Source organism: Binatus sp. (SeqCode) (assembly GCF_035272065.1).
Lineage (GTDB): Bacteria > Desulfobacterota > Binatia > Binatales > Binataceae > Binatus.
Genome location: NZ_DATEQZ010000096.1, coordinates 1 through 10,151, shown reverse-complemented (window position 1 = coordinate 10,151; position 10,151 = coordinate 1). Strand labels below are relative to the sequence as shown.

Here is a 10,151-nt window from a genome sequence, read left to right as displayed (position 1 = left end):
CATCCTCGGCCGGCAGCGTGCGCGAGCGCAGCCTATCCCGCAGCTCCCTGCGCTCACTCGGCGTCAAGCAAAACTCTCCTGCAAGCATGCCTCATGATACAAGAATCCGATACCAATGTCACCGTTACAGGCCACTAGTATTACGCATCAATGCCCGAGCAGCGATTTCCGGATTGCTTGATATTTGGTTTGCGGATGAAGCCATACGCTCATGACCGCAGGGCAGAATGAAGGATCGTCAACCTCTCCGGTGTTCTTATTGTTCAAATAGGCAAGCGTCCGGTTGGTGTCCGAGCAGAAGATGACGATCTGATCCCCTTGCTGAACGTTGGGAATGACCTTCGTCATTTCCGCCTGCCAGATTCCAAGTTGGCGTTCGTCGCCGACCTTGAGGTCGCGCATCTCCGGCGATCGCGTTCTTCACCAATGTGTCGGCAGGAACAGCCCGGCCCGGCTCGATATCGAGCGCGTGAGGCGCGGCGGCAGAACACCGCGGGCCGACAATCCATAACGTCGCATCGTACATCCGGATGCCCCACCACGTGTGGCGGCCTTTCCCGAACGGATGCATACCGGGAGCCGCCGAAAGTACCTGTGGCGGCAACGGCCTGTTTCCACCCGGCGGAGCGGCGTTAACGAAGGGAGCGGAAATCAGCACCAGGAGCATGGTCCCAAGTCGCAAAGACGCAGCGCCGACAGAAATTCCGCGTGTCATAAAGCAGGCGCATTGTGTCCGAGAATCAGGTGGCCCGCAAGCGAAGGATACCTTCGAACGACACGCAACGCTGCGGCCAGATCGCGCGACGCTCTCGCCGCCTCGAAGCGCGACATCAACGCGGTGTTCTTCGGGCCGCGCCTTTTCTAGACTATCCCTCGATGCAGGTCATGACGGCGAGGTTGGCAGCGCTCGCGTCAACGTAGAATTGCCGCAGCTGTCGAAACGCGTCCATCAGCCACTTGCTATCATCGGGCTCGAATTGCCCGGGATAGATGCCGAGCTTCGCCATCTGAGGGGGATCGAATCGCGTCGTCATCTCCGTTTCGAGGTTTGGCCGAGTGAGTTCGCGGGCTATCTCGGCGACCTTGTCAGCTTCGAAGTATCTTGCCGGTCCATAGCCGAGGTCCTCGCCGACCTCCGTCCCGCCCATCACCGCCTGGCTCGCGATGTCAGTTCCGGGTTGGACCTTGCCACACAACAGGTAGTGTACTCCGTGCCACGCCTTATCGAGCGAGATGCTCGCGCCCTTACCCGACGCCTGCGCGCCAGCACCCGATGCTGGCGGCTGATTGGATAGGCCTGCCGCCGCCGCCAGAACTCGGCCGCGCTCAGCCATCAACTTTGCCAGCGTGTCAGTGCCTTCGCCGCGCGCGAGCGCGTCAACGTCAACGCCCGCGGCTTTGAACGCCTGCTCCATCCGCGCCGGGATTGCCGGATCCATCGTCTTCATCGATGCCGCGATCATCGGTGCGCGGCTCTTCAGGACGCCCTGCAGCGCTCCCATCAATTTCGGAAGGCCTTGCGCGACTTGTTCCGAGACGAAGAGTTCCTCAACGCCGGAAGGATCGTCAATAATCTGCTTCAAACGATCCGGCGAGACCTGCACGAAGCGCCAAATCATCGACATGTCCGTTCCTCCCGCTCCCGATTGTAGGATTTCGCGCCGCTCCGCGCCAACGTCAATCGCCCGCATCGGCTTCCCCACTTTCCTTGTTTGAACCCGGCTTATCGGCTAAGTCCAGATCACGCAAACAGATTCTCGCAGTGAGGATATATCGATGGCGGAACTGAACAATCGGCAATGGCTCCTGGCGGCGCGGCCGCAGGGGATGATCAAAGAGAGCGATTTCCGCTGGAATGAAACGACCGTCCCCGCGCTCAGGGACGGACAAATACTGGTCCGCAATCTTGCGTTCTCGTTCGATCCCACACAGCGCGGATGGATGTCGATGGACACCTACATGCCGGCGATTCCGCTCGGCCAGACGATGAAGGCGGGCACCGTCGGGCAGGTAGTCGATTCGAAGCGTCCCGGATTTGCCAAAGGCGATCTCGTGCAGGGACTCTTCGGATGGGAGGACTACACGGTCAACGGCGGCGAAGGCTTGATGGGATTGCAGAAGTTGCCGCGCGGCACCGACCCTATCCTCGCGCTGTCGCTGCTCGGAACCACCGGCCTCACGGCATACTTCGGCACGCTCGCGGTCGGTGCGGTAAAGGCGGGAGACACGTTCGTCGTATCGGGAGCGGCCGGCGCGACTGGTTCGGTGTCCGGAATGATCGCCAAGATCAAAGGATGCCGCGTAGTTGGTATAGCGGGTGGACGCGAGAAGTGCGATTGGCTGTTGAAGGAGGCGGGTTTCGACGCGGCGATTGACTATAAGAGTGAGAATGTCGGTGAGGCGCTGACCAAGTATTGCCCCAAGGGCATCGACGTGTATTTCGACAATGTCGGCGGCGAGATCCTCGACCACGCGCTCGCGCGAATTGCCAATGGCGCACGAGTGGTGCTGTGCGGAGCGATTTCCCAGTACAACAACCTCGGCGAGAGAACTCCGGTCGGGCCGAAGAACTATTTCAACCTGATCTTGCATGGCGCGCGGATGGAAGGATTCCTCGTGTTTCATTTCCTGCCACGCTATCCGGAGGCGATCGCGGAAATGTCGAAGTGGTACGCCGAGGGCAAGCTCAAGAACCAGGTCGATCTGCAGCACGGACTCGAGAACGCGCCGAAGACGATCATCCGGCTGTTCACCGGCGCGAACTTCGGCAAACAGTTGCTGAAGCTGGGCGATCCTCAATAACAATAGCGGGCGGAGCTGACTCGACAGATTTTGGCGGATAAGTGCAATCATACAATCCCTTGTGGATTTTGAGATGGCGAGACACCAGGGGTAGTTTCGTTCCGTCAAAAAAAGTTTTTCGCGCAAAAGCGGTAACGTCGCGATTCTTCGGACCTTGGGCGAGCCTATAGTGTCTTGAGTCCATGCTCATCGTTAACAGTACCAAGGCCGGGTGATCCTGCGTAAGGCTGAACAGTTCAGCCCTGAACTTTTGTGGCAGTGTGAGTAGAGCCGACTTCGCGACTCGATAGGCTAAGTGGAAGCAGCGATACAAAACCGGAACCGGCTTCGCTAGCGCGAAGCTGTCCGAGATCCTTCCATCCGCTCGCGTTGCTCGCTTCAGTCAGGCCGACAGAGGCGACGGTCGCGATGCGCCCTTCAGTCAGGCCGACAGGGGGGCGGTCGCGACGCGCGCTTCGGTCGGGATGACAAACTAGCGGCTCGGAAAGAGAGGGACGAAGGAAAACGACTGTTCAGTCCTTCGCGTTTGAGCCTTGCGATTGAGGTTTCAGGAAACTTGCCGATTCCTGAGTCTCCAGTACTGGCCTGAAGCCGTTGCGGGCGAGGTCGGGGCGCACTACTTCGATGGGGTCGCGCGTATCGTCGACGTAGCCGAGTGCGTATGCGCCCAGTCTGTAGCCCATGAGTCTTAGCAGATCCACGGGGAGAGTGCGGGCGATCTCGAGCGGTACCGACAGATACTGGTTCTCTTCCTGGCGGAGCCACGAGACATTGTAGGTGATGTTGATTCCGGTGCGGATTTCTTTGGAACGATTCGCGCCGCCGCCGTGGTAGATGCTGCCGGTGTAGAAGAGCACCGATCCTTTGGTCATCTCGGCCGGTTCGGTGTCGCCCTCGGTGAATCGCAACCGGTCGTCGAAGCGGTTGCTGCCGGGAATCACGCGCGTTGCGCCGTTTTCCTCGATGAAGTCGGTCATCGCCCAAATTGTATTGCACTGGACCTCGTAGCCCTTTGGGAACGGGAAGAAATCGAACGCCCACTGGTCGCGATGTATAGTCTGGGCCGGCTCGCCGGGGCCGATCGCGATTACCTGCGTGAGATGGAGCTGAAAGCTGGTAGCGTGGCCAAGCATTTTGCCGACCGCGCCGAGTACTGTGGGATTCATCACGAGATCGCGGCATTTTGCCGAGCGCGCGATCAGTCCGCCGGTCCTGCGCGTGCGGCGCCCGCTGAATTCGTCAGGGCCGAACGGCGTTTTTTCAGTAAATGGACGCAGCTCCTGAGCGACCTCGTCCATTACTTCGGGACGAACTACGTTATCGACGACGACGCATCCGTCTTCGCCGAGCGCTGCGCAAATCTCGTCCGCCGAAGCCGACGCGGGTAGATGTTTGATGCTCATTTTTTTCTTTTCAGCATTAAATGCCGCGCTCCGTTGTCGCGCGCGGAGTTCTAGTAACCATTAACATAAGATCGCATCATTCGCTAAATCGTCTTTTTGCGCTAGGTTCTGAACCGCGAAAGGAGGACCGCCCGATGGCTGATCTGCTGGTCGAAAAAACCAATCACCTTGGAATTTTGAAGCTCAACCGCCCCGACCGGATGAACGCCATCAGCGTCGAGATGCTCAACGACCTGGGCGAGGCGCTCAAGGATTTCGACAGCGATCCGAAAGTGCGCGCGATCATTCTTACTGGCGAGGGCCGAGGGTTCTGCAGCGGTCTCGATCTCAAGGACACCGCTGCCGGCCGCGGTATCGGCGCCGGCCTCGCTGCGCCGGGCGCATCGCACGTCAGCACGCGCGAGCTGCCGACCGTGACGCTGCATCGAATCGACCTGCCCGTCATTTGCGCGATCAACGGCGCCGCGGCGGGCTACGGATTCGACCTCGCGCTCGGATGCGACCTGCGATTGATTAGCGATCGCGCCAAGCTGGTGCCTGCCTTCGCCAAGCGCGGCATCGTGCCCGAAAGCGGCGGCACGTGGTATCTGCCGCGGCTCGTTGGATGGGCGCGTGCGTGCGAAATCGGCTTCATCGCCGACGATATCGCACCGGCTCGCGCGGTCGAGCTGGGACTCGCGAACAAGGTCGTGCCGCACGAAGAACTAATGGAGGAGGCGACGCGATGGGCCTCGAAGATAGCAGCGAACGCGCCGCTGGCGATTCGCGCGATGAAGCGCCTGTTCCGCCACGGTCTCAGCGAGGACTTCGAATCGCATACGCATCATGTTTTGATGCAACTGCTGGTGTTGTTCCGGTCGGGCGACTTCAAGGAAGGTCTCGAAGCGTTCATGGCCAAGCGCGAGCCGAATTTCAGCGGGCGCTGACGCGATAGCGTTCGTCGATGAGTCGTTTCCGTTGGATGCGGCGACTCAGAGACCGGAACCGGCTTCGCTCGCGCGAAGCTGTCCGAGATCCTTCGTGCCGCTCGCGTTGCTCGCTTCCTCAGGATGACAAACAAGCGCGCGGCGCTGTCCGAGATCCCTTCGACTACGCTCAGGGCAGGCTCTTGGTGCCGCTTGCGCGTTGTCCCTTCCTCAGGATGACAAACAAATGCGCTGCTGTTCGAGATCCATTGGACTACCCTCAGGGCAGGCTCTTCGTGCCGCTCGCGGTGCTCACTTCCCCAAGACGACAGAGTGCGCGCGAAGCGCGCGCGGAACCTAACCCCTGACCCCTTCCCGCGCGGGAAGGGGAACCGGAACTTTTAAGGGTTGCTCGCTTCGGTCGGGACGACAGAAATTGGAGGCGCCGCTGACGCGATAAACTGTCGCGGCGGGGGCCGGCCTGCATGAATGCGATGGCGACGCCGTCGAGCGGATCGACGATCCGCGCAATTTCCCCGCCCTGAATCGCGAGCTTGGGCTCCGTCGCCTGCAGGCTGTTCGCGCGCGCCGTTGCGACCGCCTGCGCGATGTCCGAGCACATCAGCGCAAGGCCCCAGCATCCGGAACGTCCGCGCGCAGGACCCACGACTTCGAGCACGGTTTGCTCGAGCTTGAAGAACGCCTGCCGCGTTTTGTTGCCGTCACCAACTTCGCGGATTCGCTTGCATGGGACGCCGATCGCCTCGTTGGCCGCGATCGCGTCGTCCAGCACCGGCGTCATCACGACTATATGCTCGAGATACTCGACGGTGTTTGCGTTGCTCCCGCAAAGCAGTGCGAGCGACTGTCGGCGCGACTCAATGTCGAGACCTACCGGAGCGGACGCGGTGACGACGCCCGGCAACGCTGACGAAAGCATCGCAGCTTTGGTGGCAGGCTCCGACAACCCCGGCAACAGAATCGATTCGCCTTCGTCCGAGCTGGACGCGCCCTTCACACCCCAGACCCATCCGACGATGCCGCCGCTGCTGTCATTCTTGGTCGCTTCGCGCAAATGTTGAGCCAAGGGTGACTTGGATTTGGCGGAGTGTATGGCGCAGAGATCGATTTCCACGGCGCCCGCTGCCAGCCGCGCGATGCGAATACCTCCGCCGTCGAAGAGCTTGGGCGCAACCGAGAACCCGGCGCGTCGCCAATTTTCGCGCGACGCGGCCAGATCGCGCACGGCGACGATCACTCTTTCGACACAAATTATGCTCAATTCTGTAACCTTTGGCCGCAGGGTATCGTCAGTCACTTTGCGATGCCAGTGAACACGAAATTATCCGCGCAGATGCTTGCAAAGTCTTTTATTTGCGTCATTTTAGCAGCAATAATCGACGCTCAAGCGTCTATACTCACGTTGTGACAAGTTGTAGCTTTCTATGACAGTTATGGGGACTCATTGAAAGGGGGGGCTCGATGAAAATCTCGTGGCAGGCATTTCAAGAGGAGGCGCTTGACTGTCTACGCGCGGTGGTAAGACTCGACACCACCAATCCGCCCGGCAACGAACGAATAGCAGCCGATTATTTGGCTGATGCGCTGGGTGCTCATGGAGTCGAATCCGTGATCCGCGAGAGCGCTCCGACGCGAGCCAATCTGGTGGCGCGCCTCAAGGGAACGGATTCGTCCGCAGGCGCCCTGCTGCTCTCGTCGCATACCGACGTCGTTCCGGTCGAGCGCTCAGGATGGACGCGCGAGCCGTTCAGCGGCGAAATCGCAGACGGCTGCCTTTGGGGCCGCGGCTCGATCGACATGAAGTCCAAGTGCGCGATGGACCTCGTGATGATGACCGCGATGAAGCGCGTGGGGGCAAAGCCGAATCGCGACGTGATAATGGCGGCGGTCGCGGACGAGGAGGCCGGCTCGGATTTCGGCGCGAAATTTCTCGTCGAGCGGCATCCAGAGTTGATCCGCGCAGGATACGTGTTGAATGAAGTCGGCGGCTTCACCGTTCATCTCATGAACAAGCGCTTCTACCCGATCCAGGTGGCGGAGAAGGGCTTCGTCACGATCAAGATGAAGGTGACCGCGATGCCGGGGCATGGATCGATGCCGCGCACCGACACGGCAATCTCCCGGATGTCCGAGTTGATCACGAGGATCGTGCACACGCCGATGCGCAAGAAAGTCTCGCCGTTCATGCGCCAGACGCTCGAGGAGATGGGCGTGCCGGTCGAATCGCCCGGGCCGCTGTTTGCGCCGATGCTTTCCAACACCGTCTCGCCGACGATTCTGCGCGCCGGCTACAAGGACAACGTGATTCCCGGCGAGGCGACGATCGTGCTCGACGGGCGCACGCTGCCCGGCGAAGACCCCGAGAGCTTGATGGCCGAACTGCGCCAGATAGTCGGTCCCGAGCCGACCTTCGAGCTGCTTAAGACCGCGCCGCCGGCCGAGACGAGTCCCGACACTCCGCTGTTCGAGCTGATCAAGAAGACCGTCGAGGCGGCAGACCCCGGCGCGCGCGCGATCCCCTGGATGATTCCCGGCGCGACCGACAGCAAGTTCTACTCGAAGCTCGGCGCGGCGTGCTACGGGTTCTCGCCGGTGAAGCTCGATCCGCACATGCCGTTCGGCTCGCTCTATCACGGCAACGACGAGCGCCTGCCAATCGAGGGCTTCTACTGGGGACTGAAAGTTTACGCCGAGGTTGTGCTGAAATTTCTCGGCATCAAGTTCGACGACGTCTTCGCTTGAAAGATTAGTTCGCGGCGCTTGTCTTCAGGGCTCCGGCTTGCGGCGTGAACGTCATCAGCAGGCGAGGCGGTCCTTCGAGCGGCACGACCGCAAAATGCGCGACCGGCCGCATACTCAAGGTCACGGTCGTCCCCGCCGAGCTGCTCGAGATGTTGCAATCCTTAAAGATCGACTTGTCGAACGCGAGATGAGTCTGCAGGCCCGGGCCGGGCGTGACGTCCTTGAGCACCACCGTCGCCGTCGAACCGTCGGAATTGCTCTCGAGATTTTTGTCAAAGCTGACGGGTCCGCTCAGTTCAAGAATCACCGACAGCGGCGGATCGTTCGATGACAACCTGATCGTCTTCAGCGTCGCGGGACCGGCCGCGGGCGGCTCACTCAGCGACAACGGCGCAGACGACGCCTCCCCGCTCGCAGTCATCTGATGCAATGTCGGCTCTGGCGCAGGCGCAGTCGCATCCGCGCTCGGACTCATCTGATGCAACGACGGCTCCGACGGCGCCACTGCGGCCAGACCCGTCATCGCGCGTGCCTGCGCTTCGGCGGCGCCGGCGATGCTGCCGGTGGGCTTCGGCAAAATCGGGGCGGGCGCCCGCATCATGTCAGGTGCGCCGGGCTTTCGGCTGGGAAGATCGGGCTGCGACGGATCGGGCGCTTTCGGCGCCGCCAACGCGTCGAGGTTCGGCAGTCCGTCGGCTCCGTACGCCGGCGTGCCCGAGCTCGACGCTACTTCCGTGCCGCGCATGTCGGAGCGCTGGCGCACGACTATTTTGTCCGCGTTCGAATCATCGGGATTTCCGCCGTAGCCGGTCTCGGCGAGCACCAGCGGCAGCGGATCTTCTTCGGTGTCGATCGGTTCGTGGAGCTTGGTCAGCTCGGTCTGGGCTCTTTTCGCGTAATTGGAATCCGGGAAATGCTTCTTCACAGCGGCAAAAGCCTGCGCCGCCGAGTATCGCTTGCCTTCTTTCTCCAGCGAAATTCCGAGCTCGTACAGCGCGTCAGGCGCGACGGGAGTCTCCGGATATTTCTGCAGCAGCTCGGCAAATCGAGATTCCGCCGCGCGGAAGTTCGCGCGTTTGTAATAGTAGTTGCCGACGATCATCTGGTTGCGCGCGAGCATCTCGCGGCAGACCAGTACCTTGTCGTGCGCCAGCTCGGCGAAGTCGCCTTCGGGAAAGCGCTGCTCCAATTCCTGGAAGCGCTTGAGCGCCGCCTCGGTCTTGCCCTGATCCTGGTCTTCGCGCCCGATCTGATCGTAGTAACTCAACCCCATGTAGTAGGTGACGAGCTCGAGATTTTTACTCGTTGGATGCATCCGCTGGAAATCATCCAGCGCGCCGATCGCCTCCGCGTAATCCTTTTGCTGGTAGTAGGCGAGGCCGATTTTCATCTCGGCGTCTTCGGCGTACGGACTGAACGGGTACTTGTCGATCACCAGCTGATAATTTTCGATCGCGGCCTTGTACTCTTTTGTCGCAAAATTAAGTTGGCCCTGGGCGTAGTAGTCTTCGCCGGTGGGCTTCTGGCGCAGACTGCAAGCGGCTGCAGGCAGCAGAGCAAGAGCCACCAATATCAACAGCAATCGTTTCATCGGGTGACGCAAAAAGGTTAAACAACGCTGTCCGGCATTGCAATCCGGGCCCGATCCCCAATTCGGCTCTCAGCGGCGCCGTGCGGGCGGATTCAGGTATTTTTGGACTCGCGCGGTTTTCGGAACGAGGCCGAATACACCGGCTTCCCCGCCGCCACATACTTGCGCGCGAACCCGGTCCGCTCGGCGCCCGGCGCGGCCTCGACCGCGCGGATAAAGCCCGCTGCGAGCATCATCGGGAAAATCTCGCCGGCGTAATCACGCACGTCCGTCGCGACGAAGGCGATCGCCCCCGGCTCGACGGTGCGATACAGGCTCGCGGCGAGCGTCGGCGTGAACAGCCGATGCTTGATATGCCGCTCCTTGGGCCACGGGTCCGGGTAGTAGATGTGGTACGCGCTGACGCTCGCGTCCGCTAGCATCAGGTTGACGAGCGTGCGCGCGTCCATCCGCACCACGCGCAGATTGTCGAGTCCCGCGCGGCCGCATCGCACCGCCAGCACGCGCGTGATCGTCGCGGAGAGCTCGACCGCGATAAAGTCGCGATCGGGAAATTCCGCGGCGCGCTCGATGATGAACTCGCCCTTGCCCGAGCCGATCTCGACTTCGACCGGCGCGCGCCGGCCGAACATCGCCGGCGGATCGATCGTGAAAACGGAGTCGTCAGGCGTGAACAGTACGCGCTCG

The 10,151-nt window shown here is 61.1% G+C and carries 9 protein-coding genes; 3 read left to right on the top strand and 6 right to left on the bottom strand.

All coding sequences use genetic code 11. The features are described from left to right. Nucleotides 1-147 precede the first annotated feature (147 nt). Complete coding sequence (locus tag VJX68_RS16395) at nt 148-402, bottom strand: chalcone isomerase family protein (RefSeq protein WP_324096795.1); 255 nt, start codon at nt 400-402, stop codon at nt 148-150. 464 nt (nt 403-866) lie between these two features. After that, nucleotides 867-1,691, bottom strand: coding sequence for a YfbM family protein (locus VJX68_RS16390; protein ID WP_324096794.1), 825 nt, complete (start codon nt 1,689-1,691; stop codon nt 867-869). 85 nt (nt 1,692-1,776) lie between these two features. Here VJX68_RS16390 and VJX68_RS16385 point away from each other — a divergent pair, with 85 nt between their 5' ends. Further along, the gene (locus VJX68_RS16385) at nt 1,777-2,802 is read left to right on the top strand and encodes an NADP-dependent oxidoreductase (protein ID WP_324096793.1); all 1,026 of its coding nucleotides are present in this window, start codon (nt 1,777-1,779) and stop codon (nt 2,800-2,802) included. 512 nt (nt 2,803-3,314) lie between these two features. On the opposite strand, the gene VJX68_RS16380 is transcribed toward VJX68_RS16385, so the two are convergent. Next, nucleotides 3,315-4,205: a phytanoyl-CoA dioxygenase family protein gene (locus tag VJX68_RS16380; protein ID WP_324096792.1), complete on the bottom strand. Its 891-nt coding sequence runs from the start codon at nt 4,203-4,205 to the stop codon at nt 3,315-3,317. A gap of 134 nt (nt 4,206-4,339) precedes the next feature. On the opposite strand from VJX68_RS16380, the gene VJX68_RS16375 reads away from it, so the two are divergent. Further along, nucleotides 4,340-5,131: an enoyl-CoA hydratase/isomerase family protein gene (locus tag VJX68_RS16375; RefSeq protein WP_324096791.1), complete on the top strand. Its 792-nt coding sequence runs from the start codon at nt 4,340-4,342 to the stop codon at nt 5,129-5,131. Between the two features lie 259 nt (nt 5,132-5,390). Here the strand turns inward: VJX68_RS16375 and VJX68_RS16370 are convergent, their stop codons facing one another. Further along, the gene (locus VJX68_RS16370) at nt 5,391-6,392 is read right to left on the bottom strand and encodes a VOC family protein (RefSeq protein ID WP_324096790.1); all 1,002 of its coding nucleotides are present in this window, start codon (nt 6,390-6,392) and stop codon (nt 5,391-5,393) included. Between the two features lie 200 nt (nt 6,393-6,592). On the opposite strand from VJX68_RS16370, the gene VJX68_RS16365 reads away from it, so the two are divergent. Beyond that, on the top strand, nt 6,593-7,873 hold the full coding sequence (locus VJX68_RS16365; protein WP_324096789.1) for a M20/M25/M40 family metallo-hydrolase: 1,281 nt from the start codon (nt 6,593-6,595) through the stop codon (nt 7,871-7,873). Between the two features lie 4 nt (nt 7,874-7,877). Here the strand turns inward: VJX68_RS16365 and VJX68_RS16360 are convergent, their stop codons facing one another. Beyond that, nucleotides 7,878-9,440: an outer membrane protein assembly factor BamD gene (locus VJX68_RS16360; RefSeq protein ID WP_324096788.1), complete on the bottom strand. Its 1,563-nt coding sequence runs from the start codon at nt 9,438-9,440 to the stop codon at nt 7,878-7,880. Nucleotides 9,441-9,556: 116 nt separating this feature from the next. Next, nucleotides 9,557-10,151 (bottom strand): tRNA (guanine(46)-N(7))-methyltransferase TrmB (gene trmB, locus VJX68_RS16355; protein WP_349255932.1); only part of this gene is annotated, 595 nt, incomplete at its 5' end.